The sequence below is a fragment of the Streptomyces sp. NPDC002888 genome (genome assembly GCF_042888465.1).
Taxonomy (GTDB): Bacteria; Actinomycetota; Actinomycetes; order Streptomycetales; family Streptomycetaceae; genus Streptomyces.
The window spans coordinates 296,281-321,093 of the sequence record NZ_JBIAPU010000004.1; the positions used below are offsets into that span (position 1 = coordinate 296,281).

Annotated in this window: 21 protein-coding genes; 9 read left to right on the forward strand and 12 right to left on the reverse strand. The window is 71.5% G+C overall.

Annotated features, from left to right (window positions below; all coding sequences use genetic code 11):
* The first annotated feature begins 76 nt into the window (after positions 1-76).
* On the forward strand, positions 77-1,036 hold the full coding sequence (gene era, locus ACFYWX_RS08965; protein WP_389423292.1) for a GTPase Era: 960 nt from the start codon (positions 77-79) through the stop codon (positions 1,034-1,036).
* A gap of 25 nt (positions 1,037-1,061) precedes the next feature.
* Here the strand turns inward: era and ACFYWX_RS08970 are convergent, their stop codons facing one another.
* Entirely contained in the window at positions 1,062-1,919 is an 858-nt protein-coding gene (locus ACFYWX_RS08970) for a helix-turn-helix transcriptional regulator (RefSeq protein WP_389423293.1), read from the reverse strand.
* A 146-nt stretch (positions 1,920-2,065) separates the two neighbouring features.
* On the opposite strand from ACFYWX_RS08970, the gene ACFYWX_RS08975 reads away from it, so the two are divergent.
* A complete protein-coding gene (locus ACFYWX_RS08975) occupies positions 2,066-2,920 on the forward strand; it encodes an NAD-dependent epimerase/dehydratase family protein (protein ID WP_389423415.1) in 855 nt (284 codons plus the stop codon).
* Between the two features lie 16 nt (positions 2,921-2,936).
* Here the strand turns inward: ACFYWX_RS08975 and ACFYWX_RS08980 are convergent, their stop codons facing one another.
* Genes ACFYWX_RS08980 through ACFYWX_RS08990 form a run of 3 tightly spaced genes read right to left on the reverse strand, consistent with a single transcriptional unit; the run spans position 2,937 to position 5,658 of the window.
* Positions 2,937-4,253, reverse strand: a complete 1,317-nt coding sequence (locus ACFYWX_RS08980) for a GH1 family beta-glucosidase (RefSeq protein WP_389423294.1) — start codon at positions 4,251-4,253, stop codon at positions 2,937-2,939.
* A gap of 46 nt (positions 4,254-4,299) precedes the next feature.
* Positions 4,300-4,566, reverse strand: coding sequence for a protealysin inhibitor emfourin (locus tag ACFYWX_RS08985; protein WP_389423295.1), 267 nt, complete (start codon positions 4,564-4,566; stop codon positions 4,300-4,302).
* A 21-nt stretch (positions 4,567-4,587) separates the two neighbouring features.
* Positions 4,588-5,658: a M4 family metallopeptidase gene (locus ACFYWX_RS08990; protein ID WP_389423296.1), complete on the reverse strand. Its 1,071-nt coding sequence runs from the start codon at positions 5,656-5,658 to the stop codon at positions 4,588-4,590.
* Positions 5,659-5,977: 319 nt separating this feature from the next.
* Between ACFYWX_RS08990 and leuA the strand changes: the two genes are divergently transcribed.
* From leuA to ACFYWX_RS09015, 5 genes are all read left to right on the forward strand, one after another.
* A complete protein-coding gene (gene leuA, locus ACFYWX_RS08995) occupies positions 5,978-7,699 on the forward strand; it encodes a 2-isopropylmalate synthase (RefSeq protein ID WP_389423297.1) in 1,722 nt (573 codons plus the stop codon).
* Positions 7,700-7,898: 199 nt separating this feature from the next.
* Positions 7,899-8,594: a TerB family tellurite resistance protein gene (locus ACFYWX_RS09000; protein ID WP_389423298.1), complete on the forward strand. Its 696-nt coding sequence runs from the start codon at positions 7,899-7,901 to the stop codon at positions 8,592-8,594.
* A 153-nt stretch (positions 8,595-8,747) separates the two neighbouring features.
* Positions 8,748-10,829, forward strand: a complete 2,082-nt coding sequence (locus ACFYWX_RS09005; RefSeq protein ID WP_389423299.1) for an MMPL family transporter — start codon at positions 8,748-8,750, stop codon at positions 10,827-10,829.
* A gap of 72 nt (positions 10,830-10,901) precedes the next feature.
* Positions 10,902-12,152, forward strand: coding sequence for a sensor histidine kinase (locus ACFYWX_RS09010; RefSeq protein ID WP_389423300.1), 1,251 nt, complete (start codon positions 10,902-10,904; stop codon positions 12,150-12,152).
* A complete protein-coding gene (locus ACFYWX_RS09015; protein WP_389423301.1) occupies positions 12,149-12,811 on the forward strand; it encodes a response regulator in 663 nt (220 codons plus the stop codon). The genes ACFYWX_RS09010 and ACFYWX_RS09015 overlap by 4 nt, the downstream gene beginning before the upstream one ends.
* A 130-nt stretch (positions 12,812-12,941) precedes the next feature.
* Here ACFYWX_RS09015 and ACFYWX_RS09020 read toward each other — a convergent pair whose 3' ends face one another.
* The 7 genes from ACFYWX_RS09020 to ACFYWX_RS09050 all read right to left on the reverse strand — a co-directional run bounded on the left by ACFYWX_RS09020 (position 12,942) and on the right by ACFYWX_RS09050 (position 21,359).
* Positions 12,942-13,877 carry a dihydrodipicolinate synthase family protein gene (locus ACFYWX_RS09020; protein ID WP_389423302.1) on the reverse strand — a complete coding sequence of 312 codons (936 nt, stop codon included), beginning with the start codon at positions 13,875-13,877 and terminating at the stop codon, positions 12,942-12,944.
* A gap of 117 nt (positions 13,878-13,994) precedes the next feature.
* Positions 13,995-15,002 (reverse strand): oligopeptide/dipeptide ABC transporter ATP-binding protein, encoded by a 1,008-nt coding sequence (locus ACFYWX_RS09025; protein ID WP_389423303.1) that lies wholly within the window; start codon positions 15,000-15,002, stop codon positions 13,995-13,997.
* The gene (locus ACFYWX_RS09030; RefSeq protein WP_389423304.1) at positions 14,999-16,987 is read right to left on the reverse strand and encodes a dipeptide/oligopeptide/nickel ABC transporter permease/ATP-binding protein; all 1,989 of its coding nucleotides are present in this window, start codon (positions 16,985-16,987) and stop codon (positions 14,999-15,001) included. The genes ACFYWX_RS09025 and ACFYWX_RS09030 overlap by 4 nt, the downstream gene beginning before the upstream one ends.
* The gene (locus ACFYWX_RS09035) at positions 16,984-17,946 is read right to left on the reverse strand and encodes an ABC transporter permease (protein ID WP_389423305.1); all 963 of its coding nucleotides are present in this window, start codon (positions 17,944-17,946) and stop codon (positions 16,984-16,986) included. Before ACFYWX_RS09035 ends, ACFYWX_RS09030 begins: the two co-directional genes overlap by 4 nt.
* 10 nt (positions 17,947-17,956) lie before the next feature.
* Complete coding sequence (locus tag ACFYWX_RS09040) at positions 17,957-19,588, reverse strand: ABC transporter substrate-binding protein (RefSeq protein ID WP_389423306.1); 1,632 nt, start codon at positions 19,586-19,588, stop codon at positions 17,957-17,959.
* A gap of 239 nt (positions 19,589-19,827) precedes the next feature.
* Complete coding sequence (locus ACFYWX_RS09045; protein ID WP_389423307.1) at positions 19,828-20,814, reverse strand: hypothetical protein; 987 nt, start codon at positions 20,812-20,814, stop codon at positions 19,828-19,830.
* Positions 20,811-21,359 carry a SigE family RNA polymerase sigma factor gene (locus tag ACFYWX_RS09050; protein ID WP_389423308.1) on the reverse strand — a complete coding sequence of 183 codons (549 nt, stop codon included), beginning with the start codon at positions 21,357-21,359 and terminating at the stop codon, positions 20,811-20,813. The genes ACFYWX_RS09045 and ACFYWX_RS09050 overlap by 4 nt, the downstream gene beginning before the upstream one ends.
* An 81-nt stretch (positions 21,360-21,440) precedes the next feature.
* Between ACFYWX_RS09050 and ACFYWX_RS09055 the strand changes: the two genes are divergently transcribed.
* Positions 21,441-21,917: a protein-tyrosine phosphatase family protein gene (locus ACFYWX_RS09055; RefSeq protein WP_389423309.1), complete on the forward strand. Its 477-nt coding sequence runs from the start codon at positions 21,441-21,443 to the stop codon at positions 21,915-21,917.
* 80 nt (positions 21,918-21,997) lie between these two features.
* Positions 21,998-23,206, forward strand: coding sequence for an abortive phage infection protein (locus ACFYWX_RS09060; RefSeq protein WP_389423310.1), 1,209 nt, complete (start codon positions 21,998-22,000; stop codon positions 23,204-23,206).
* On the opposite strand, the gene ACFYWX_RS09065 is transcribed toward ACFYWX_RS09060, so the two are convergent.
* On the reverse strand, positions 23,194-24,654 hold the full coding sequence (locus ACFYWX_RS09065; RefSeq protein WP_389423416.1) for an alpha/beta hydrolase: 1,461 nt from the start codon (positions 24,652-24,654) through the stop codon (positions 23,194-23,196). The genes ACFYWX_RS09060 and ACFYWX_RS09065 overlap by 13 nt on opposite strands.
* Positions 24,655-24,813: the final 159 nt, after the last annotated feature.

Sequence of the window (24,813 nt, forward strand, 5' to 3'; positions counted from 1 at the left end):
CGGGAGCTCACGGGCCCTGGGGGTGGTCGCTCCGTGGGCGGACGGATGTGCGGTGGGGCCTTGTGGATCAGGGAGAATGGTCGCCATGAGCGTTCGCAGTAAGTCATCCGAGCCGTCCGAGGCCCCCCACCGCGCCGGCTTCGCCTGCTTCGTGGGCCGCCCCAACGCGGGCAAGTCCACCCTCACGAATGCTCTGGTCGGCCAGAAGGTGGCGATCACCGCGAACCAGCCGCAGACGACGCGGCACACGGTGCGGGGGATCGTGCACCGCGAGGACGCCCAGCTGATCCTGGTCGACACCCCTGGGCTGCACAAACCGCGCACGCTGCTGGGTGAGCGGCTGAACGACGTCGTGCGGACCACCTGGGCCGAGGTCGACGTGATCGGCTTCTGCCTGCCCGCGAACGAGAAGCTCGGCCCCGGTGACCGCTTCATCGCGAAGGAACTGGCGTCCATCAAGAAGACGCCGAAGATCGCGATCGTCACGAAGACCGACCTCGTCGACGGCAAGACGCTCGCCGAGCAGCTCATCGCGATCGACCAGCTCGGCCGGGAGCTGGGATTCGAGTGGGCGGAGATCGTGCCGGTGTCGGCGGTCGCCGACAAGCAGGTCGACCTGCTGGCCGACCTGCTCGTCCCCCTCCTGCCGGAGGGCCCGGCCCTGTACCCCGAGGGCGACCTGACGGACGAGCCCGAGCAGGTCATGATCGCCGAGCTGATCCGCGAGGCCGCGCTGGAAGGCGTACGCGACGAGCTCCCGCACTCCATCGCCGTCGTGGTGGAGGAGATGCTCCCCCGCGAGGACCGTCCGGCGGACAAGCCTCTCCTCGACATCCACGCCTTCGTCTACATCGAGCGCCCCAGCCAGAAGGGCATCATCATCGGCCCCAAGGGCAAGCGCCTGAAGGACGTCGGCATCAAGTCCCGCAAGCAGATCGAAGCGCTCCTCGGTACGCCGGTCTTCCTCGACCTGCACGTGAAGGTGGCGAAGGACTGGCAGCGGGACCCGAGGCAGCTGCGCAAGCTGGGCTTCTGAGGGTTCAGGGCTTTCAAGAGCAGGGCTACGGGCTTTCAAGAGCTTGTGGGGACATGTCCTGGAGCCCCACCACCCGCAGCAACTCCAGCCGCTCGTAGGACTCCGTGCCCGGGCGGGCGGTGTGGATGATCAGGAGCTGGTGGTGCTCGTGGCTGAGCATGACCTCGCAGTCCAACTCCAGTAGGCCCACCAGGGGGTGCCGGAAGCGCTTGGTCGCCCGGTTGCGCAGCGACACCTCGTGCTCGTCCCACAGGCGCGCGAACTCCTCGCTCGACGCGCGGAGTTCGGCGACCAGCGCGGCCGGTTCCGGGTCGTCGGGGCGGGCGGCGGCCACCGCGCGCAGGTTGGCCACGTGGGCGCGGGCGTGGTCGGCGCGGTCCTCCTCCGGGAACAGGGTGCGCGCGTCCGGGTCCAGGAAGTAGAGGCGGACCAGGTTGCGCTCGCGCCGGGGGCGGGACATCACATCGCGGGTCAGCGCCCGGGCCATCGCGTTCTGGGCCAGGACCTCGCCGCAGTCGGTCACCACCTGCGCCGGTGTGTCGTGCAGCCGGTCCAGGATCAGCATCAGGCCGGGCGGGACATGCGCCGACGCCGTCTCACGGCGCGGGGGCTCCTCACCGGCCAGGTGGAACAGGTGGTCGCGTTCGTCGTCGGTGAGGCGCAGGGCGCGGGCCAGCGCCGTCAGCATCTGCCGTGACGGGCGCGGGCCACGGCACTGTTCCAGGCGCGTGTAGTAGTCCACCGACATGCCCGCCAGCTGCGCCACCTCCTCGCGGCGCAGGCCGGGCGTGCGGCGGCGGGCGCCCGGCGTCAGGCCCACGTCCGACGGGCTGAGGCGGGCGCGGCCGCGGCGCAGGAAGTCGGCGAATTCGGCTCGGTTCACCTCTCCAGCCTGGGGCAACCCGCCCGGCTTATCCAGGGACTGCCGATCCCCTGATCGAGAGGTCTCTCCCGGTCGCCCCGACTCCGTCCGAGGCTGGTGGCACCAGACCAGGTGCCGGACCGGGCGCCGGACAAGAGGAGCAGATGATGTTGACACTGGTGACGGGTACGACGGGGCAGGTCGGCCGGCGCTTCGTACCGAGGCTGCTGGCGCAGGCCCGGGCGGGGGAGGGCGTGCGGGTCCTGGTGCGGGACGAGGCGCGGGGGGAGCGGTTCGCGGAGCTGGGCGCCGAGGTCGTGCTCGGGGATCTGCGCGACACGGAGGCGCTCGGCAAGGCGGTGGCCGGGGTGGACGCGGTCGTGAACGTCGCGGCGGCCTTCCGCGGGGTGCCGGACGAGGAGGCGTGGGCCGTCAACCGGGACGCGGCACTGGAGCTGGGCCGCGCCGCGCTGGCCTCCGGTGTACGGCGCTTCGTGCAGGTCAGCACGGGGCTGGTGTACGGCCTGGGGCGTGGCCGCCCGCTGACCGAGGACGACCCGGCCCGGCCCGGCGGCGCGATGTGGGGCGCCTACGCCGAGTCGAAGGTGGAGGCCGAGCGGGGGCTGCTGGCGCTGGAGGGCCTGGACGTGCGCGTCGGACGGCTCGCCTTCGTCTACGGCGAGGGCGATCCGCACCTCGCCCAGTCCCTGATGTGGGCCGGGAACTGGGCGGCGACCCAGCGACTCCACATGGTCCACCACGTGGACGTCGCCCAGGGACTGCTGCGCATCCTCCACGCGCCGGGAGTCGCCGGCCGGAGCTACAACATCGCCGACGACGCCCCCGTCACCGCGGTCGAGCTGCACCAGCTCAACGGCGTCGACATCCCCGCCGAACTCTACGAGCGCACCGACCCCGACCCGTTCTTCCAGATGACCTCCACCGACCGCATCCGCCGCGAACTCGGCTACCGCCCGCTGTACCCCAGCGTCTACGCGGCCCGGGAGGCCGGGGCCCTGTGAGCCGGGGCGGCCGAGGTCACCTCTGGGCCCGCAGCACGTCCCGGTACCAGGCGTACGAGGCCTTCGGTGTGCGCGTGAGGCTCTCGAAGTCCACGTGGACCAGCCCGAACCGGCGGGCGTAGCCCTCCGCCCACTCGAAGTTGTCCAGGAGGGACCAGACGAAGTACCCGCGTACGTCGACGCCCGCCTCCACGGCCCGGTGCAGCGCCCTGATGTGGCCGTCGAGGTAGGTGATGCGGTCCTGGTCGTCGAGGCCCTCGTACGAGCAGCCGTTCTCGGTGATCACGACCGGGGGGAGCCGGTCGCCGTAGCGTTCCCGGAAGCCGGTGAGCACCTCGGTCAGGCCCTCGGGGACCACCGGCCAGCCGAAGTCCGTCACCGGGACGCCCTCGATCTCCCGCACGGAGAAGGGGAGTTCGGCCGGAATCGTCAGACCGCCGAACTCGATGTCGGCGCCCTGCGGTGCGCCCACCCGGGTCGGCGCGTAGTAGTTGACGCCGTACCAGTCCAGCGGCTCCCCGATCACCTTCAGGTCGGCCGCCACGTCCCCCGGCATCAACTCGGCGATGCCCTCGGGGTACTCGCCCAGCAGGACGGGGTCGGCGAACAGGCGGTTCAGCAGCAGGTCGTAGAACTCGGCCGCCTCCAGGTCCGCCTGTTCGCGCGACGCCGGCCACGTCGGCCCGTGCGAGTTGGCGATGCCGATGTCCGTGGCGCCGGCCGCGCGCAGGGCCCGTACGGCCAGGCCGTGGGCGAGAAGCTGGTGGTGGGCGGCCGGCAGCGCGTCGAACATCAGCTGCTTGCCCGGCGCGTGCGCACCCAGCGCGTGCCCGAACAGGGTGTGCTCGGCCGGCTCGTTGATCGTGACCCACCGCTTCACACGGTCGCCGAGACGCTCGGCCACGACGGACACGTGCTCCGCGAACCGCGACGCCGTGTCCCGCTCCAGCCAGTCCAGCGCGACCGGCAGGTCCCAGTGGAAGAGGGTCGGCACGGGGCGCACGCCCGCCGCGCAGAGCTCGTCCACCAGACGGTCGTAGAAGTCCAGGCCGTTCGGCGCGTTCACCCGCGGCCAGGAGATCGAGAAGCGGTACGCGTCCACGCCGAGGCCGGACAGGAGCGCCACGTCCTCGCGGTAGCGGTGGTAGTGGTCGCAGGCCACCGCCGCCGTCGAGCCGTCCTTCACCCGCCCCGGCTCGGCGGAGAAGGCGTCCCACACGGACGCCTCGCGTTCGTCCGTCGCGCCCTCGATCTGGTGGGCCGAGGTCGAGACGCCCCACAGGAAGCCGGCCGGGAACTGGGGTATCGGGTTGGTCGCCATGCGCCGGATCATCCGTACCAGGGGTAACTGAAGTCAACGGGCAAGCGTGAACAAGCAGTTAGGCCCCTTCTTTGAGCACCCTGGAGATCAGCCTGCGCTGCTCCTCCGTGAGGCGGGGATCGGCCGCGTACACCGTCCGCCCGTCCACCGTGATCTCGTAGTTGAAGCCGTCCGGCACGCCGGTCGAGGGCGCGCCCCGGCCGGCGGCGAGTGCCTGCTCGGCCAGGGCGTGCCACTCGTGGGCATCGGGCCGCCCCGAGGTGTCGACCTCGGCGCGGCGCTCGATGCCCGCGAAGCCACCCGTGCGTGTCACCTGAATACGCATGGGTCCCTGTCTAGTACGCCGTCACAGGATCCGCACCCCGACCTGCTCCCAGGCCTTCTCCACGGCCTGGAACTCGTCGCCGCCGTCGCCGTAGCGCTCGCGCGCGGCCTTGACGGTCAGCTTGGCGAAGTCGGTGAAGAACGCCCGCTCGCTGAGCTCGCCGCCGGTCAGGACGTCGTACCAGACCTGGCCCGCCTTCTCCCAGGCGTGGCCGCCGAGCGCGGTGGCGACGAGGTAGAAGGCGTGGTTGGGGATGCCGGAGTTGATGTGGACGCCGCCGTTGTCGCGGCCGGTGCGCACATAGTCGTCCATGGTCGCGGGCTGCGGGTCCTTGCCGAGGACGTCGTCGTCGTACGCGGTGCCCGGCGCCTTCATGGAGCGCAGGGCCGTGCCGGTCACGCTCGGGGCGAGGAGGCCGGCACCGATCAGCCAGTCGGCCTCGGCGGCGGTCTGGCCGAGGGAGTACTGCTTGATGAGCGAGCCGAAGACGTCGGACATCGACTCGTTGAGGGCGCCCGGCTGGCCGTAGTAGGTGAGGTTCGCCGTGTACTGGGTGACGCCGTGGGTGAGCTCGTGGCCGATGACGTCGATGGAGTTGGTGAAGTCGACGAAGATCTCGCCGTCCCCGTCGCCGAACACCATCTGCTCGCCGTTCCAGAAGGCGTTGTTGTAGCCCTCGTCGTAGTGGACGGTGGCGTCCAGGGGCAGGCCGTCGCCGTCGATGGAGTGGCGCTGGTAGGCCTTGAGGTAGAGGTCGAAGGTGGCGCCGAGCCCGGAGTAGGCGCGGTTGACGGTGGCGTCCTGGCCGGGGTCCTGGCCCTCGGCGCGGACCTTGGTGCCGGGCAGCTCGGTCCGGTGCTCGGCGTCGTAGATCGTGCGCAGCGGCTGGTCCGACGGTGCCTTCGCCGTCGGGGCGGCCGCCAGGCGGAACTCGGCGGTGACGCGCCGACGGGCGCGCAGCTCGCTGTCGCGCACCAGGGTGCGCTGGGCGGGTCCGGAGAGTGCGGGGTCGTCGTGCTGCGCCAGCTTGTCGAGGACGTAGGGCGGCACAACAGTGCAGAAGACGGGCTCGAAGCCCCCGTTCGTCGTCATGGACGGCACCCTTGCACTCGGTTATACCGCTGTCACTACCCGCAACCATGATTGGTGAAATATAGGGATACGGCGCCAGGAGGCACGCGGGTGAGTGGTATGGCGCACTTTTTGTCCCGTTCGTCCTCACGGTCCCGCATACTGATACGACCCCGCGTGACAGGAGCGGCTCGGCTACGCTGCGGAGCATCATGCGTTTCGGGCTGCTTCTTCTTAGCTGCCGCGGCGAGGGCCTGTAGTCCAGGTCGACTCCCTCCCCGCGGAGCTTGGCGTTGCGTCGTCGGCCGTCCATCCGGACATCCTGAGGAGCCCCCGCACCATGGCAAACCGCCAGCAGCCCAGTTCCATGCCGATCCAGAAGTACGGCCGCTACGACCAGGTCGACATCTCGGACCGCACCTGGCCGAACAACCGGATCACCGTCGCCCCCCGCTGGCTCTCCACCGACCTGCGCGACGGCAACCAGGCCCTGATCGACCCGATGTCGCCCGAGCGCAAGCGCCGGATGTTCGACCAGCTGGTCACGATGGGCTACAAGGAGATCGAGGTCGGGTTCCCCGCCTCCGGCCAGACCGACTTCGACTTCGTGCGCTCGATCATCGAGGAAGAGGGCGCGATCCCCGAGGACGTGACGATCTCCGTCCTGACCCAGGCCCGCGAGGACCTGATCGAGCGGACCGTGGAGTCCCTGAAGGGCGCCCGCCGCGCGACCGTCCACCTCTACAACGCCACCGCCCCGGTCTTCCGCCGGGTCGTCTTCCGCGGCTCCAAGGACGACATCAAGCAGATCGCCGTCGACGGCACGCGGCTGGTCATGGAGTACGCCGAGAAGCTGCTGGGTCCCGAGACCGAGTTCGGCTACCAGTACAGCCCGGAGATCTTCACCGACACCGAGCTGGACTTCGCGCTGGAGGTCTGCGAGGCGGTCATGGACGTCTGGCAGCCCGGCCCGGGCCGCGAGATCATCCTCAACCTGCCCGCCACCGTGGAGCGTTCGACGCCGTCCACGCACGCGGACCGCTTCGAGTGGATGAGCCGCAACCTGTCGCGCCGCGAGCACGTCTGCGTCTCCGTACACCCGCACAACGACCGCGGTACGGCCGTCGCCGCCGCCGAGCTGGCGCTGATGGCCGGCGCCGACCGCGTCGAGGGCTGCCTGTTCGGGCAGGGCGAGCGCACCGGCAACGTCGACCTGGTCACCCTGGGCATGAACCTCTTCTCCCAGGGCGTCGACCCGCAGATCGACTTCTCCGACATCGACGAGATCCGTCGTACGTGGGAGTACTGCAACCAGATGGAGGTCCACCCGCGCCACCCGTACGTGGGCGACCTGGTCTACACGTCCTTCTCCGGCTCCCATCAGGACGCCATCAAGAAGGGCTTCGACGCCATGGAGGCCGACGCCAAGGCCAAGGGCGTCACCGTCGACGACATCGAGTGGGCGGTCCCGTACCTGCCGATCGACCCCAAGGACGTCGGCCGCTCCTACGAGGCCGTCATCCGCGTCAACTCGCAGTCCGGCAAGGGCGGTATCGCGTACGTCCTGAAGAACGACCACAAGCTGGACCTGCCGCGCCGGATGCAGATCGAGTTCTCCAAGCTCATCCAGGCGAAGACGGACGCCGAGGGCGGCGAGATCACGCCCGGCGACATCTGGTCGACCTTCCAGGACGAGTACCTGCCGAACCCGGAGAACCCCTGGGGCCGCATCCAGGTCAGGAACGGCCAGTCGACGACCGACACGGACGGCGTGGACACCCTCACCGTGGAGGCCACGGTCGACGGCGTGGACACCGTCCTGTCCGGCACAGGCAACGGTCCGATCTCGGCCTTCTTCGACGCCCTGCAGTCCGTCGGCATCGACGTACGCCTCCTGGACTACCAGGAGCACACGATGAGCGAGGGCGCCTCCGCGCAGGCCGCGTCCTACATCGAGTGCGCGATCGACGACAAGGTTCTGTGGGGGATCGGCATCGACGCGAACACGACGCGTGCGTCGCTGCAGGCGGTCGTCTCCGCCGTCAACCGCGCCACCCGCTGACGCGCCGAAAACCGTCCCTGACCGGGGATTTCGGGGCCCCGACCGTCACACCCGGCGGTCGGGGCCCCCGTCACATCTCGGCCACTCCCGTGTGCAGGTCACGGAAAGGTCTCGTCCAAGGTGCTGACTCCGCCTCATCCCTGTGGCTAACATCACGCAAGCGTGTGGCGATGTTGCCGCGGCGTTATGGAGGTGCGACGTGCTGCCAGGACGGGGACGAAACGGCCATGTCGACAGGCGTGCGCGCATTCTGGGCACCCGCACCTCGTGGACACCCGTCGGGGACGGCGAGTTCTTCTGCCCCGGCTGCGGGGGCGACCGCAACTACCAGCGGCTCACCGGCCGCCGCCGCTTCACCGTGCTCGGCGTGCCCGTGCTGCCACGCGGCGAGACCGGCCCCGCCGTCGAGTGCGCGGCCTGTCACCACCACTTCGGCACCGAGGTCCTCGACCACCCCACCACCATCCGCTTCTCCGCGATGCTCCGCGACGCCGTGCACACCGTCGCCCTCGCGGTGCTCGCAGCGGGCGGCACCTGCGCCCGTACGTCCCTGGAGGCCGCCGCCACCGCGGTGCGCGCCGCCGGCTTCGACGACTGCACCGAGGACCAGCTCGCCGCCCTCGTGGACGCCCTCGCCTCGGACACCGGACGCGCCTTCGGGGAGCCCTCCTGCACCGGCCTCGCCATAGAGCTCCACGAGGCCCTGGACCCGCTCGCCCCCCACCTCGCCCAGGTCGGCCGCGAATCGATCCTGCTGCAGGGCGCCAGGATCGCCCTCGCCGACGGCCCGTACACCCCGGCCGAACGCGACGTCCTGGCCACCGTCGGCGCGGCCCTGACCATCGGCGCCGACGAGGTGACCCGCGTGCTGGCGGCGGCCCGCACGCCGTCCTGACCCTCCCCGGTTACTCCCCGGGGAGTAACCACCCCGCCCGGCCACCCCGCGCAGTACCCGCGAACTCGCCCTGACGCGCGACGATTCGGGCCCGCCGCAGCGGAAGTCTGGATGCCGTACCCAGACATCCGCTCCGGAAGGAGGGCCCATCCCATGGGGGCCGGAAAAACGACGGGGAAGACGGGGAAGCGGCGTGCCGTTCCCTGGCTCGTGCTCGCGCTGTGGGTCGGCGTGCTCGCGGTCGTGTCGCCGTTCGCGGCGAAACTCGCCGACGTGCAGCATGACCGGATCACCGACTACCTGCCCGCGAGCGCCGACTCCACGCAGGTCGCGAAGATCCAGGAACAACTGCCGGGCGGCGAGACCACCGAGCTGGTGCTCGTCTACCACCGCGACGGCGGACTGACCGCCGCCGACCGGGACACGGCGCGGGAACAGGTCACGCGAGTCGCGGGGGAGCACGCGCTGGCCGCACCGCCGCAGGGGATCCCGTCCGAGGACGGAACCACCCTCATGTACCCGGTCGCCACCAACGAGCCCGGCACCGACGAGGACAAGCGCGACGCCTTCGTCGACGCCGTACGCGAGGTCGCCCACAGCGCGGGCGGACTGACCGTCGAAGTGGGCGGGACGGGCGCGTTCGCCACCGACGCGAGCAAGGTCTACAACGGGCTCGGCGGACCGCTGCTCTACACCACCGTCGGCGTCGTGGCCCTCCTGCTGATCCTGATCTACCGCAGCCCGGTGCTGTGGCTGGTGCCACTCGTCGTGGCCGGCATCGCCGACTACCTGTCGATGGGCGTCGCCTACGGCCTCAACCAGGCCTTCGGGACGACGGTGTCCGGGCAGAGCTCGGGCATCATGACGATCCTCGTCTTCGGCGCCGGCACCGACTACGCCCTGCTGCTCGTCTCCCGCTACCGCGAGGAACTCCGGCGCATCGAACGGCCCTACGACGCCATGGTCGCCGCCCTGCGCGGCTGCGGGCCCGCCGTCCTCGCCTCCTCCGGGACCGTCGCCGCCGGACTGCTGTGCCTGCTCGCCGCCGACCTCAACTCCAACCGGGGGATGGGGCCGCTCGGCACCGTCGGCGTGCTGTGCGCGCTCGTCGCGATGCTGACCCTGCTGCCCGCGCTCCTGGTCCTCCTCGGCCGCCGTGTGTTCTGGCCGCTGGTGCCCGCGTACGGCAGCACGCCCAAGGCCCGCCGGTCGCTGTTCGCCGCGATGGGCACCTCAGCCGGGCGGCGCCCGAAGACCGTCCTCGCGGCCGGCGCCGTCCTGCTCGGCGCGCTCGCGCTGGGCGCGCTGAACCTGCCCGGAACGGTCAAGCAGCAGGACTCCTTCGTCGACCGGCCCGAGTCGGTCGCCGCCCTGGAGACCCTCGCCGAGGCCTACCCGAAGGGCTCCGCACAGCCCATCGACGTGCTCACCCCGGCCGGCCGCGCCGACGCCACCCTCGCGGCGATCCGGGACACGGACGGCGTCGCCGACGCGCGCAAGGGCCGTACCGGAGAGGGCTGGACCGAGATCTCCGTGACCGCGTCCGCGCCCCCGCAGTCGGCTGCCGAGACCGCGACCATCGAGCGGCTGCGCGACAGCCTCGACGGCTCCTACGTCGGCGGGGCCAGCGCCCAGCAGATCGACCTGAAGGACACCAACGCCCGGGACCGGATGATCGTCGTCCCCCTCGTCCTCGCCTCCGTCCTGCTGATCCTCATCGCCCTCCTCCGCTCGCTCGTCGCGCCGCTGCTCCTCGTCGCCGCCGTGGTCGCGGTGTGGGGCGCGTCGCTCGGCATCGGCGGGCTGGTGTTCGGGCCGCTGTTCGGCTTCGAGGGCACGGATCCCGGCCTGGGGCTGCTGTCCTTCGTGTTCCTCGTCGCCCTCGGCGTCGACTACGGCATCTTCCTCATGCACCGGATGCGCGAGGAGTCCATGCGGGGCGTCGATCCCGTCACCGCCGCACTCACCGCGCTGCGCACCACGGGCGGGGTCATCGCCTCCGCCGGGCTCGTCCTCGCCGCGACCTTCGCGGTGCTGACCAACATGGGCCTGGTCCAACTCGTCGAGCTGGGCTTCGTGATCGCGGTCGGCGTGCTGCTCGACACGTTCCTCGTCCGCACCTACCTCGTGACCAGCGCGAGCGTGGCGCTGGGACGCAAGGTGTGGTGGCCGGGGCCGCTGTCCCGGGCGCCGGAGCCGGAACGGACCCGGGAACGCGAGCCGGTCGTCGGGTGAGCCACGGGCGCCCCTTCCCCGCGGAAGGGGCGCCTCCTGAGGGAAGATGGTGCCGTGGGAGAGGGGGGAGCCATGCAGCGTCGTCGTGCCCTGGCCGAGTGGGCGCTGGCCGTCGTCAACGGCGTGCCGGCCGGTCCGAGGCAGGCGGGGGCCGCTGATGACGCTCGCGCCGCGGGACTCGCCCCGCTGCGGGCGGACGTGTGGCTCGCCGCCGCGGCCGCCCTGCTGGCTGTAGCGCTCGGCGCGTTCGTCGAGGACGGCCGCCCCCTGGACATCCTCGGCTGGACCCTCCTGATGGCCGCACAGGTCCCCCTGGCCTGGCGGCGCCGCGGCCCCCTGCTCACACTGCTCGCCGTGGTGCTGTGCGTCGCCCCGTACCACGGCCTCGACTACTCCCACAGCGCCGCCGTGCCGGTCGCCATGGTCGCCCTCTACACCGTCGCCGCGACCGGCAGCTCCCGCCGCACCGTGCTCACCGGCGCCACCGTCGTCGGCGTCACGCTCGTCGTCAACGCCCTGGAAAACCCGCACCAGCTCGCCGAGATCCTGCGCATCTCCGGCTGGATCGTCTCCGTGCTGCTGCTGGGCGGCTACATCCGCGTCCACCGGCAGTACATCGCCGCCGCCCTCGAACGCGCCGAACGCGCCGAACGCACCCGCGAGGAGGAGGCCCGCCGGCGCGTCGCCGAGGAGCGGCTGCGCGTCGCGCGCGACCTGCACGACCTGCTCGCGCACAGCATCACCCTCATCGGCGTGCAGACCTCCGTCGCCGCCCACGTCCTGGCCGCCGACCCCGACCGCCTCGACCGCACGGCCGTCGCCAAGGCCCTCGACGACATCGCGGACACCTGCCGCACGGCCCGCGGCGAACTCCGTACGACGCTGGAGGTGCTGCGCGACCAGGACACCGGGGAGGGGCGCGGCCCGCTGCCCGGCCTGCACGGCCTGCCCGACCTCGCGGAGACCGCCCGCTCCGCCGGGGCGAAGGTCGACCTGTCGGTCGACGCGGAAGAGGTGCCCGCCGCGGTGGGCGCGGCCGCCTACCGGATCGTGCAGGAGGCCCTCACCAACGCCGTACGGCACGGCGGGCGCGAGGGCCTCGCCGTGCGGGTGGAGGTCCACGCAGGCCAGGGCGCCCTGCGGGTGACGGTCACCGACGACGGCGCGGGCGTCGGCGGCGGCACGCCCGGCTTCGGGCTCGTCGGGATGCGGGAGCGGGCCCGCAGTGTGGGCGGCACGGTCGACGCGGGGCCGCTGCCGGGGGAGGGCTACGAGGTGAGTGCCGTACTGCCCATGAGACGTGACCGGGAAGGGGCCGCATGATCCGCGTCCTGCTCGCCGACGACCAGACCCTGGTGCGGGAGGCGTTCGCGATGCTCGTGGAGTCCGCGAAGGACATGGAGGTCGTCGGCCAGGCCGGCACCGGCCGTGAGGCGGTGGCACTGGCCCGCGGCGAGCGCGCCGACCTCGTGGTGATGGACCTGCGCATGCCCGACCTGGACGGCATCGAGGCGACCCGGCTCATCGCGGCCGACGCGGACCTGGCCGGGGTGCGCGTCCTGGTCCTCACCACCTACGACACCGACGAGTACATCGTGGAGGCGCTGCGCGCGGGCGCCTCCGGCTTCCTGGTGAAGGACACCCGCCCGGCCGAACTCCTCGACGCCATCCGCACGGTGGCGGCCGGCGACGCCCTGCTGTCCCCGGGCCCCACGGCCCGCCTGATCTCGCGCTTCCTGCGCAGCCACACCGCCCCGCCCCCCGAGGGCGGCCCCGAGTGCCTGTCGGAACGGGAGCGCGAGGTGCTGGCCCTGGTCGCGCGCGGGCTCAACAACACGGAGATCGGCGAGACGTTGGGGCTCAGCCCGCTCACCGCGAAGACCCACGTCAGCCGCATCATGGGCAAACTGGGCGCGCGCGACCGGGCCCAACTGGTCGTCGTGGCATACGAGTCGGGCCTGGTGACACCCGGCGGAAGCTGACGGTGCCTTTGGGCGCCGGTGCCGGTGCAGTGCAGCGCCCCAAAGGGGCGCGGGGAACTGCGCGAACAACCACGACGCACCCGCAGCCGCCAACTCACAGCAAACCCCGCAGACGAGCAGGCGCCCGGCGCTAAAGCAACCCCGCCGCCGCAAGATGCTTCCGCACCCCTTCCACCTCCTCGGCAGAGAGCCGCACCTGCGGCTCCGCCGTCACCGGACAGTCGATCACACCCCGCAGGTGCAGCGCCGCCTTGAACGCACCCAAGGCCGACGAACTGCTCCCCATACGGGCCGGGTCGCCGACGCCCACCAGCGCGAACAGGGCACACAGCCGCTCCTGTTCCGCGCGGGCACCGACCGCGTCGCCCGCGCGGCCGAGGCGGTCGAGGCGGACGTAGCCGTGCGGGTCGACGTTGGCGAGACCCGGCACCGCCCCGTCCGCGCCCAGCGCGAGCGCCGCGTCGACGATCAGCTCGGAGCCGGTCAGGACGCTGAAACCGGTGATGCCCGGGTGGGCGCGGGCGCCCGTCACAACCTCGCGGAACGCGGCCAGGTCCCCGCTGGAGTCCTTCAGCCCCGCGAGCACGCCCCCGGCGGCCAGCTCCAGGACAAGATCGGCGGGCAGCTTGGTGTGCACGGCCACCGGGATGTCGTAGGCCACCACCGGGACCGGACTGGCCGCCGCGACCAGACGGAAGTGCCGGGCGATCTCCGCCGGATGGGTGCGGGCGTAGAAGGGGGCGGTGACGACCACGGCGTCCGCGCCCGCCGCCGTCACGGAGTCGACGTGGTCCAGCACGCGCGGGGTCGTCACGTCGATGGCCCCGGCGAGGACGGGCAGTTGCCCGCCCACATGGGAGACCACCGACTCGACCACCAGCCGCCGCTGCCCGTCCCGCAGATAGGCCACCTCGGACGACGAACCCAGCACGAACAGCGCGTGCACCCCACCCTCCACCAGGTGGTCGACCAGCCTGAGCAGGGAAGGGACGTCCACCTCGCGATCCGGTGTCAGGGGCGTGCAGACGGGCGGCAATACACCGGTCAGCGGGGCGGGGAAGGGCATCGGGTCTCCCGGTTGTGCGGTGTTATGCGGCAACTTTCCTGTATGGTCGCAGTGTCGCGGCGGGACACGCCGGAGGGGTGACATCACACGAGTGATCGAGCGCCCGTGAACCTCAGCTCATTTGGGCTGGAATCCGTCCTCTTCGGAGGCGGAGGATGTCAAAGGATGGTGGCAGCGGAAGCTGTGGCCGGGCGTCGACGCAGTCGCGAGGCCCGGCATCACCTCCGCGCACAGGGCGTCCGCCCTCCAGCAGCGCGTACGGAACGGGCAGCCGCTCGGTGGCCGCGTCGCCGACGGGACCGGCCCCTTCAGTGCGATCGGATCGATCGGGCCCAACAGACTCGGCGTGGCCGAGAAGAGCGCGCGGGTGTACGGGTGCCGGGCCCGGTCGGTGACGTCGGCGGCCGGAGCCTCCTCGACGATCCGGCCCAGGTACATGGTGATCACGCGGTCGCTCATCCGCCGCACCGTCTGGATGTCGTGCGAGACGAAGACCAGCGCCAGCCCCAGCCGGTCCTTCAGGTCCAGCAGGAGGTTGAGGATCTGGGCGCGGACCGACACGTCCAGCGCGCTCGTCGGCTCGTCAGCGACCACCAGATCGGGCTCGAGCGCGAGGGCCCGGGCGATGGCGACGCGCTGCCGCTGACCACCGGAGAGCTGCCCGGGCAGACCGTCGGCCAGCGCCCGGGGCAGGCCGACCAGGCCCATCAACTCCCGTACACGTTCCTCGCGTCGCTGTTTCGACCCCCGGTCGTGGACGTCCAACGGGTCCCGCAGGATCTGCCGGACCGTCAGCCGGTGGTTCAGGGCAGTCGACGGGTCCTGGAAGATCATGCCGGTGCTGCCGCCGACGGCCGCCCGGCGTTGTGCGGGCGCCATGGCCCACAGGTCGCGGCCCTTGAAGGACACCGTGCCGGACGTCGGCCGCTCCACCCCGACCAGTACCTTCGCCAGCGTCGACTTGCCGCAGCCGGACTCGCCGACCACACCGACCGTCTCGCCCGCGGCGATGGTCAGGTCGGCGCCGGTCAGGGCGTACACCCGGTCCCGCGTGAACAGGCCGCCGCTGCGGGCCTTGTGGACGACATGGGCGTCGGACAGTTCCACCAGCGCGCTCACGCTCATGTGATGACCTCGCTCTCCGTCGTCACCAGGTCGACGGCGGGGTGGTGGCAGGCCGCCGTGTGCGTGGGTGTGCCAGCCAGGCCGGGGGCGGTCGTGCGGCAGACCTCGCTCGCCAGGGGGCAGCGGTCGGCGAAGCGGCAGCCCGCCGGGAAGTCGGCGGGGGAGGGGACCACGCCCCTGATCTGCGTCATCCGCTCGGCCGCCGACTCCAGCGACAGCACGCTGCCGAGCAGACCGCGCGTGTAGTGGTGGGCCGGCGCCTGAACCAGGTCGGCGGTCACGCCCGTCTCCACGATCTGCCCGCCGTACATCACCACCACCCGGTCGGTGACGTCCGCGACCAGCGCCAGGTCGTGCGAGACCAGGATCAGCGCGAAGCCCAGCTCCTCGCGCAGCCGCAGCAGCAGCTCCATGACCTGTGCCTGCACGGTCACGTCCAGCGCGGTCGTCGGCTCGTCGGCGACGATCAGCTTCGGCTCTCGGGACAGCGCCATGGCGATCAGCACACGCTGGCGCTGGCCGCCGGAGAGCTCGTGCGGGTAGCTGCGCAGGGTGCGTTCGGGGTCGAGGCCGACCATCGTCAGCAGCTCGGCCGGGCCACGGCGGCCACCGCGGCGTACGACCTGCTTGAGCTGGGCGCGGATCGTCATCGCCGGGTTCAGGGAGGTCAGCGCGTCCTGGTAGACCATCGCCATCTCGTGGCCGAGCAGCCGCCGCCGAACACGCATCGGCTCGGCCGACAACTCGCGCCGGTTGAAGCGGACCTGACCCCTGACCCGCGCGCCCCTCGGCTCCAGGCCCATGACGGTGAGCGCGGTCAGCGACTTGCCGCAGCCCGACTCGCCGACCAGACCGAGGACTTCACCCGCGTACACCTCGAAACTGATCCCGTCGACGATGTCCACACCGCCGTGCCGGCCGTCGAAGCCGACGGCGAGGTTCCCCACCGCGAGCACCGGCTGCCCGTCGCGGGGCAGGTGCCGGGCCCGGGCGCGCAGCCGCCGGGCCGCCTCGGTCAGCCCGGGCAGCTCGACGACCTCGCCGCTGCCGGGTTCGGGGGCTTCGAGCGCGTCCTTGTGCACGTCGTGAGGGTCCACCTGGCGCGCCGAGGGCGCCGCCCACGCGTCGGAGACGCCCTCGGAGAGGATGTTCAGGGACAGCACGGTGACCAGCATCAGCAGCCCGGGGAAGACCGTCGCCCACCAGCCCCCGGTCAGCACCATGTTCTTGCCGTCCGCGATGACACTGCCCCACGACGGGTCCGGCGGCCGCACGCCCGCGCCGATGAAGGACAGGGACGCCTCGAAGACGATCGCCTCGGCGACCTGCACCGTGCAGAACACCAGCACCGGGGCGGCACAGTTGACGGCCACGTGCCGCAGCACGATGTGCGGCGTGCGCGCGCCGATCACGCGTTCCGCCGTCACGTAGTCCTCGCCGTACTGGTCGAGGACGTTCGCCCGGACGACCCGCGCCACCGGCGGGGTGAACAGGAACGCGATCGCGAAGATCAGGACCGTGATCCCGCCGCCGAACACGGCGACCAGCACGGCGGCCAGCGCGATCCCCGGGAACGCCATCACCACGTCCAGGCAGCGCATCAGCGTCTCGTCGACCGCCTTGCGCGAGGTCGCCGCGACCGCGCCGAGCAGCGCCCCCACCACCAGGGCGAGTGCGGTCGCGCCGAGCCCGATGGCGAGGGACCAGCGGGCGCCGTACATCAACCGGCTGAGGATGTCCCGGCCGAGGCTGTCCTGGCCCATCCAGTGCTCGGCGGACGGATGCCCGGTGCCGTCGACGGGCGGCTGCTGGTCGAGCGGGTCGTCCGGTGCGAGCAGCGGAGCCAGCAGCGCCATCAGCACCACGACGGCGAGGAAACAGACGGCGGCCTTCGACAGCAACGGCAGCTGGTGCCGGCCGCGCAGCCGGATGCCGGGCCGGGAGAGGGCCTCGGTGAGGCTCTTGCGCGTGAACGGCGTCTTCATGGGGCCGCATCCCTCAGTCGCGGGTTGACCAGCAGGTAGAGGATGTCGATGACGAGGTTGACGACGACGAAGCCGACGGCCGTGGTCAGCACGACCCCCTGGACGACGGCCGGATCACCGTTCTTCACGGCGTCGATCATCAGCTTGCCCATCCCCGGCAGCGAGAAGATCGTCTCGATGACGACCGCGCCGCCGAGCAGATAGCCGACCCGCAGACCGAGCACGGTGAGCGGGTTGATCAGGGCGTTCCTGAGGACGTTCCGCCCGACCACCACGTGGGGCGGCAGTCCGCTGCCGATCGCCGTGCGTACGTAGTCCTTGTCCAGCTCCTCCACCACCGCCGTGCGCACGATCCGCGTCAGCTGCGCCGCCACCGGAAGCGACAGCGCGAACGCGGGCAGCGTCATGGTCTTCAGCCACCCCGTGAAGGAGTCGGCCGGGTTGATGTAGCCCCCGGCCGGGAACCAGCCCAGGTCCACCGCCAGGTACTGGATCATCAGCAGCGCCAGCCAGAAGCCCGGGGCCGCCACACCGGTCAGGGACACCACCCGGATGATCTGGTCGGGCAGCCGGTCCCGGTGGATCGCGGCGGTCACCCCGCCGACCAGCGCCAGCACCACCGCGATGCCCAGGCCCAGGAAGGTGAGCTGGAGGGTGAGCGGCAGCGCGGTGGTGACCTGGTCGACGACCGGCGCCCGGGTGAGCGCGCTGACGCCCAGGTCGCCGTGGAGCAGATCGCCGACGAAGTCGACGTAGCGGACGGGGAACGGGTCGAGCAGGCCGTTGCGCTCACGGAAGTCGTGCAGCTGCTGCGGGGTCGGGTTGGCGCCCTGGAAGAACGCGGACGCCGGGTCGACGTCCGAGAAGCGCATCACCAGGAAGACGAACAGCACGATGCCGAGCATCAGCGGGACGAGCAGGGCGAGGCGACGCAGCAGGATCCTGGCGACGGTGATCACCGAGCGGCTCCTAGGCCCACTTGGCCTGGAGGAGGTTGATACCGGGATACGGCTGTGCCCTTATCCCCGCGAGCCGGGCCGGGGCCCAGGCCGTCATCAGCTCGTTGTGGACCACCGGGTAGAGCACGGCCTGCTCGGCGACGACGTCGACGTAGTCCTGGACCATCGCCTTCTTCTTCTCGGCGTCCGGCTCCCGCGTGGCCTGGTCCATGTCCCGGAAGAGCTGCTTGGCCACGGCAGTGTCGGCCCAGCGCGCGTACTGCATCCACAGGTTCTGCGGGCCGTAGTTGTAGTGCATGATCAGGTCGGCGTCGAGACCGAACTGGTTGGGGTTCGAGGCGGCCGCGACGACCTGGTAGTCCTGCTTCTGGTCCATCTTGGTGAACACGGCCGTGGTCTCCTGCGGGGAGAGCGTCGTCTCCACGCCGATCGCGTCCCAGGACGCCTTGACCGTCGGCAGACAGTCCACGATCCAGCTCACGTTCACCGAGAGGATCTCGACCCTCAGCCCCTTGACCCCGGCCGCCTCGAGCAGTGCCTTCGCCTTGTCGGGGTCGTAGTCGTAGACGGTCTTCGCGCGCCGGTAGCTGGGATTGCCCTCGTTGAGGAAGGAACTCGACGGCCTGCCGTGCCCCTTCAGCGCGACCTCCACCATCTTCTCCGTGTCGATGGCGTAGTGCAGCGCCTGCCGGACGCGGACGTCGTCGAACGGCTTGTGCTTGGTGTTGAACATCAGGAACAGGTTGTTCATCCCGGCGCCGCCCGCGACCGACAGCCCGCCCTTCTTCAGCTGATCGATGTTGGCGTACGGGATGTTGTCGGCGATCTGCGCGCCCGCGCCGGCGCCGGAGATCCGGGCCACGCGTGGGGCGGCGTCGACGATCGTCAGCCAGTTCATCTTCTTGAACGCGGGCGGGCGCGGGCCGTTGTAGTCGGTGAACGCCTCGAAGGTGGTGTTGGACTTCGGGTGGTGCGCGGTCTGCCGGTACGGTCCCGAGCCCACCGCCTTGCCCTTGATCGCGTCGTCCCAGGCACCCGGCCGCGAGAACACGTGCTTCGGCATGATCTTGGCCAGGGTGAGCCGCGAAAGCCCTTCCGGGAAGGGGAACTTGAGCACCAGCTCGACGTTCTGCGCGTCGATCTTCCGGACCTCCTTCAGCCAGCTCGCGAAGAAGCCCTTGGCGAGGGTCTGGGTGTCCGGGTCGAGGATCCGGTCGAAGACGAAGACCACGTCGTCCGCGGTGACCGGTTTGCCGTCGTGGAACGTCGCCCCCTTGCGCAACGTGAACTTCCAGGACGTGCCCCCGAGGTCCCCCGGCACCTGGGTCGCGAGGGCCGCGTACGGCTCGCGGGAGATCGGGTCGGTGTCGAGCAGTCCCTCGTAGATGTGGTTGTTGGCGGCCATGCAGAACGCGGACGCGGTCTGCGTCGGATCCCAGCTGCCGTCGTTGCCGTAGCCGATGACCGCGGTCAGCGTGGCGTCCTTGCCGCCGCCTCCACCGCTCGTGTCATTGGTCGACTCCGGGCCCGCCGAGCAGGCCGACAGCGACGAGGTCAGGGTGGCGGCCGCGCCGAGCGCGCCGGTGTACTTCAGGAACGACCGGCGGTCCGGCGCCGGAACGTCGCGGGTCACGTCGCGCACGGTTCCTCCAGCGGAGAGGGGAGATACGACGTCCTACGTCCTGGGACAGCCGTGACCATAAGAGGGGCTGTGGGGCCGGTCAAGGGATCACACACGAATGGCGTAGCCGCCAGAGGTCGCACCAATGGCGCTGTGAAGGACGGAAGTTGCCCGGAAAAAAAGCGCGCTGCATGCCTCTCCCCTGTGGAGGCATGCAGCGCGCGGTGACGGCGGGTCAGCCGTGAAGCCCTTGGGTCGGGCTACGGCAGCGTCCGCTCGTACGTCTTGTCCCGGTCGGAGTCGTAGACCAGCTTGCCGCCGGCGTCGTAGCCCTTGATGTGCGGGGCCTGCGTGACCTGCTGGTTCAGCGTGCCGGAGGCGACGAACCAGCCGTGGTCCAGGACGGCCGTGGCGTCGCTGTCGCCGTAGGAGACGGTCACCTTGGCGACCGACGGCTTCACCGTACCGATGATCCCCCAGCGGAACGGTAGCTTCCAGTTGCCCTTGTCGATGAAGGACTGCTGGTAGAGCTTGCCGCTGTTGATGTCGGCGTACACCGCGCCGTTGCCCTCGTCGACCGAGGTGCCGCCCACGCTGGTGTTCAGGCCCTGGGCCTCGCCGTTCCTGATGTTGCAGATCAGCCGGATCTGCTTGGGCTGTTCCTTGACCGCGACGACATGGATGCCGTCACCGGGAGCGTTCGAGTCACCGGTGCTGTGCATCGCCAGGATGACCCGGTAGTCGGTGGCCTTGCCCAGGTCCGCGCGGCCCGCGCGGCTACCGCCGTACTGCTGGTCGTAGTCGAGGCACATCTGCAGCCCCTGAGCGGCCTGCTGGAACGTGACCCCGTCGAGAAGCTGGCCGGACGTGGCCGGCCGCCCGGGCCCCGACGGCGACGCGGCCGGGGTCGGCGCAGTGGACCGCGGGGCGCTGACGGACGGCGTGGGCGCCGACGCCGTGCTCACACCCCGGTCGCTGGAAGACAGCGCGTACGCCCCCACCGGGACCGCGGCCAGCGTCACCAACGCGGCCCCGGCCGCCGCCACCCGCCGACGCCGCTCGACCACGCCACGCCGCCGGATCGCCGGATACGGCACCGGTGACGGGCGGATCGCGTACGCGTCCTCGGCGAGGAGATCACGCACCCGCTCCTCGAAGTCCCGCTGTTCCCCGTCCACGTGCTCGCCGAAGTGCTGCTGCCCTCCGCCCCCCTGCTCGCCGAAGCCCCCGTGCCGCTCCTCGTTCACCTGCTGCCTCCCTGTTCCGACGGGGTGCGGCTGTGCGCGGGGCCGTCCACCGCCCAGCCCAGACCCGGATACGTACGCAACTTCGCCAGCCCCTTGGACGCCTGGCTCTTGACCGTGCCGGGAGAGCAGCCGAGCACACCGGCGACCTCCGCCTCGGACAGGTCCTCCCAGTAACGCATGACCACCACCGCCCGCTGCCTGGGCGGCAGTTGGGCCAGTGCGGCGAGCAGCGCACCGCGCTCGTCGACCCGCAGCACGTCCTCCTCGCGCCCCACCGTCTCCGGCGGCGCAGCGGTCAGCGCCTCCTTGACCCGCCGCTTGCGGAACCGGTCGCTGTTGCAAGTGACCAGCATCCGGCGCACGTACGCCTCCGGACTGTCGCTGCGCGCGACCCGCCGCCACGACCGGTACGCCTTCGCCAACGCCGTCTGCGTCAGATCCTCGGCATGGTGCGCGTCGCCCGTGAGCAGGTACGCGGTCCGTACCAGACGGGACCACCGAGCCCTGACGAATTCCTGGAACTGGGCCTCTAGTTCGGCCTGCATCAAGCACCCTCCCTCGCCCTTCAGACCACCGGTTGCGCGGATTCGGTTGCCCGGGTTCCGGCAGGGGTTTGGAATGGGGCCATGGAGCGAGAGCGCAACACCGGAGAGAGCCACACCGAAGAGCGGCACACCGGACAGTGGAGCCCCGAGGAGGCGGGTCTCCTCCGGCTGCCGTCCGGGCGCCTGATCCGTGGCCGCGCTCTGCACCGCCCCCTGGACCCGACGGCGACCGTCCCGTCGTACGGCGTCTACCTCCTGGGCCGCCCTCCCGTCGACGTGCCCTGGCCACACCACTGGCTCCACTGGCCCGACTTCCGCCTCCCCACGGACCGAGAGGCCACCCGTACGGTCCTCGCCGAGGCCTGGGAGCGGGCCGCCACCGAACGCGTGGAGATCGGTTGCGGCGGCGGCCGGGGACGTACGGGCACGGCGATGGCCTGCCTCGCCGTGCTGGACGGCGTACCCGCCGAGGACGCGGTCGCCTTCGTACGGCGCCACTACCACCGGCACGCGGTGGAGACCCCGTGGCAGCGGCGGTACGTACGACGGTTCGCCTGACTTCGAACTCATCCCTTGGTCGGGATGCCGTAGACCATCGGGCGACAGCGGGGTGGGGTGGGCGTCGGCAGAGTGGGGGCATGGAGAAGACGACGGGGAACGGTACGAAGACGACGGGGACCGGCACGGGAATCGGCAGGGCGCGGTTTCTGGCGGGGGCCGCGGCCGTCGGGGTCGCGGGGGCGGTGCTGCCGGGCGGTCCGGCGGTGGCGAGCGGACGGAGGGCGGCTCGGCGGGAGGCGGCTGGTGCCCGGCTCGGGGGCGGTGGGCGGGGGCTCGCCCACCGGGGTGTCGTCTACACGCTCGGCGCGGGCGAGACCCCGGGTACCGCGTTCAGCGCCGCCCGGATGCGCGAGGACGTCCGGGTGATCCGCGACCGGCTGCACGCCGACACCCTCGACGTCACCGGCGACGGCGTCGAACGCCTCACCGCCACAGCCGCCGAGGCCGCCGAACGCGGGCTGCACGTCTGGCTCCAGCCGACCCTCGGGGACGTCCCGGAGGGGGACATCCTCGAACACCTCGCGGAGACCGGCCGGTTCGCGGAGCGGCTGCGGCGGCAGGGCGCGAGCGTCGACCTCAGCGTCGGCTGCGAGTTCTGGCTGTTCGTCCCGGGAATCCTGCCCGGCGACACGGTCCTCGACCGCATCCAGCACCTCCTCGACGGCACCTACGACCCCGTGACGATGCAACGCCGCCTGGCCCGCTTCACCGCACGCGCGGCGAAGGCCGGCCGCTCCGTCTTCCGGGGCCGGCTGAGCTACGCGGCCGCGGCCGACGACGAGGTCGACTGGAACCTCTTCGACGTGGTGGGCATCGACTACTACGGACACCACCGCCGACAGACGGACTACGTACGGGACCTGAGCCGGTACCTCCGCTGGGGCAAGCCCCTGGCCCTCACCGAGTTCGGCACCTGCGCCTACCGCGGCGCCCCCGAGACGGACGGCATGGGCTGGGCGGTCGTCGACTACGCCAAGGACCCGCCGGAGATCAGGGGCGGCCTGGTCCGCAGCGAGCGCACCCAGGCCGCGTACATGGTCGACGTACTGGAGGCCTGCGAGTCGATGGGCCTGTACGCGGCGATGGCGTTCGAGTTCGTCACCCCGGACGCCCCGCACCGCCCCGACAGCCCGCGCCATGACCTCGACCTGGCGAGCTACGCCGTCACCAAGACCATCAAGGACCGCCCCGACGACCCGGACTCCGGCTGGCACTGGGAGCCGAAGGAGGCCTTCCACGCGCTGGCCCACCAGTACGGCAGCCGCTGCCGCGCTCACGGGCAGTAGACGTCCTCCTCGGGACGCTCCCCCGTCGCCAGGAAGCGGGAGACCGTGCCGTCGCCGCACGCGTTGCCGTGGGCGAGATAGGCGTCGTGGCCGGTGGAGTTCACGGTCACCATGACGGCACGGTCACCGAGGGCCGCGCGCAGCCTCAGAGCACCGCTCAGGGGCGTGGCCACGTCCCGCTCGTTCTGCACGAGCAGCACGTTGGACGGCCCCCGGCCGGTGATCCGCACCGGTGCCTGGCGGGGCGGATACGGCCAGGCGGCGCAGACCATCGCGTTTCTCGGCATGCCCGCCGTCAGCGGGTACGCCTTCCGGCTGGCGTCCACGTCCTTCTGGTACGCGGCGGCCGACCTGGGCCACGCCACGTCGTTGCAGAGGGTCGCGGCGCCGACCGCGGTGACGTTCTGCAGCACCGGCTCGGGCGGGCCGGCGGGCGCGGGGGGCACCGTGCCCTGCTCGGCGGCCACCATCAGCTTGGCCAGCGTGGGGTAGCGGGTCGGGCTGTAGAGGCTGTCCAGCATGGTCTGACGCAGCACGCTGCCGTTCAGCTCCTCGGGGTTGGCGCCGGGCCAGGGGATCGGGGCGCGGTCGAGGCGCGCGGCCAGACGCAGGAACAGCGGCCGCACCTCCGCCGCCGTCTCGGCCACCCGGTCCGGGTTGCCGGGCGCCGACGCCCACGCGGCGAAGTGGGGGAACGTGTCCTCCACGCCCCGCTCGTGCGCGGCGAGCCAGCCACGGGCGACCCGGGTGGGGTCGGGGTCGTCGTTGCTGTCCAGTACGAAGCGATCGGTGCGGTGCGGGAACAACTCGCCGTAGACCGCGCCGACGTACGTCCCGTACGACACACCCCACGCCGAGATCCGCCGCTCGCCGAGCGCGGCACGGATCCGGTCGAGGTCCCGCGCATTGTCGGCGGTACTGATGTGCCGCATCAGCTCCCCTCCGTTGTGTGCGCAGGCGTCCGCCGTCCGCCGGGCGGTGACCAGGTTGTCGGTGACGGACCCGTCGGGCGCGGGCCAGGGGCGCAGCTTGGACACGGCGAGGTCGGCGTGGTCGAGGCCGCAGCTGACGGAGGTGGAGGGCGCGAGCCCGCGAGGTGCGAACCCGATCAGGTCATAGGCATCCCGCACGTCCTGCGGCAGCTTCTGGCCCTTGCCCGAGGGGTCGTTGAGACTGGAGCCACCGGGCCCACCGGGAATCAGCATCAGCGCACCCCGGCGCGCGGAAGGCTTCTCACTGGGGATACGGGAGATCACGAGGTCGATCGTCCGTCCCCGTGGTTGGGCGTAGTCCATCGGCACCTTGAGAGTGGCGCACTGCTGACGGGGGTCGACGGAACCGCCAGGACAGGCGCCCCAATCGGGGCCGGGGGCGCCGGAACCCACGGCGGAGGCGGAGGCCGACACCGGCACGACAAGCCCGAGCAGAACGGCGGACGCGGCGACCATGGCACCCTTCCGGCCGCCCCGCCCCTTCTGCGTGCGCTTCTCACGGACAAGCTGCTTCTCGGTCTGCTTCATGCACACGAGCCTCGCGGATCACCCGGCCCCACCACATCCAGGCAACAACCCTGTTTTTACTGGGGGTCACCCCCACTCCTCCCTCGG

What these genes read in the sequence shown, in the direction of transcription:
- era (WP_389423292.1), top strand. Translation starts at nt 77, where the DNA reads ATGGTCGCCATGAGCGTTCGCAGTAAGTCATCCGAGCCGTCCGAGGCC.
- ACFYWX_RS08990 (WP_389423296.1), bottom strand. Translation starts at nt 5,658, where the DNA reads ATGACGACGAACGGGGGCTTCGAGCCCGTCTTCTGCACTGTTGTGCCG.
- ACFYWX_RS09020 (WP_389423302.1), bottom strand. Translation starts at nt 13,877, where the DNA reads ATGCCCTTCCCCGCCCCGCTGACCGGTGTATTGCCGCCCGTCTGCACG.
- ACFYWX_RS09015 (WP_389423301.1), top strand. Translation starts at nt 12,149, where the DNA reads ATGATCCGCGTCCTGCTCGCCGACGACCAGACCCTGGTGCGGGAGGCG.
- ACFYWX_RS09005 (WP_389423299.1), top strand. Translation starts at nt 8,748, where the DNA reads ATGGGGGCCGGAAAAACGACGGGGAAGACGGGGAAGCGGCGTGCCGTT.
- ACFYWX_RS09010 (WP_389423300.1), top strand. Translation starts at nt 10,902, where the DNA reads ATGCAGCGTCGTCGTGCCCTGGCCGAGTGGGCGCTGGCCGTCGTCAAC.
- ACFYWX_RS08985 (WP_389423295.1), bottom strand. Translation starts at nt 4,566, where the DNA reads ATGCGTATTCAGGTGACACGCACGGGTGGCTTCGCGGGCATCGAGCGC.
- leuA (WP_389423297.1), top strand. Translation starts at nt 5,978, where the DNA reads ATGGCAAACCGCCAGCAGCCCAGTTCCATGCCGATCCAGAAGTACGGC.
- ACFYWX_RS09055 (WP_389423309.1), top strand. Translation starts at nt 21,441, where the DNA reads ATGGAGCGAGAGCGCAACACCGGAGAGAGCCACACCGAAGAGCGGCAC.
- ACFYWX_RS09065 (WP_389423416.1), bottom strand. Translation starts at nt 24,654, where the DNA reads ATGGTCGCCGCGTCCGCCGTTCTGCTCGGGCTTGTCGTGCCGGTGTCG.
- ACFYWX_RS09025 (WP_389423303.1), bottom strand. Translation starts at nt 15,002, where the DNA reads ATGAGCGTGAGCGCGCTGGTGGAACTGTCCGACGCCCATGTCGTCCAC.
- ACFYWX_RS09060 (WP_389423310.1), top strand. Translation starts at nt 21,998, where the DNA reads ATGGAGAAGACGACGGGGAACGGTACGAAGACGACGGGGACCGGCACG.
- ACFYWX_RS08980 (WP_389423294.1), bottom strand. Translation starts at nt 4,253, where the DNA reads ATGATCCGGCGCATGGCGACCAACCCGATACCCCAGTTCCCGGCCGGC.
- ACFYWX_RS08975 (WP_389423415.1), top strand. Translation starts at nt 2,066, where the DNA reads ATGTTGACACTGGTGACGGGTACGACGGGGCAGGTCGGCCGGCGCTTC.
- ACFYWX_RS09050 (WP_389423308.1), bottom strand. Translation starts at nt 21,359, where the DNA reads ATGCAGGCCGAACTAGAGGCCCAGTTCCAGGAATTCGTCAGGGCTCGG.
- ACFYWX_RS09030 (WP_389423304.1), bottom strand. Translation starts at nt 16,987, where the DNA reads ATGAAGACGCCGTTCACGCGCAAGAGCCTCACCGAGGCCCTCTCCCGG.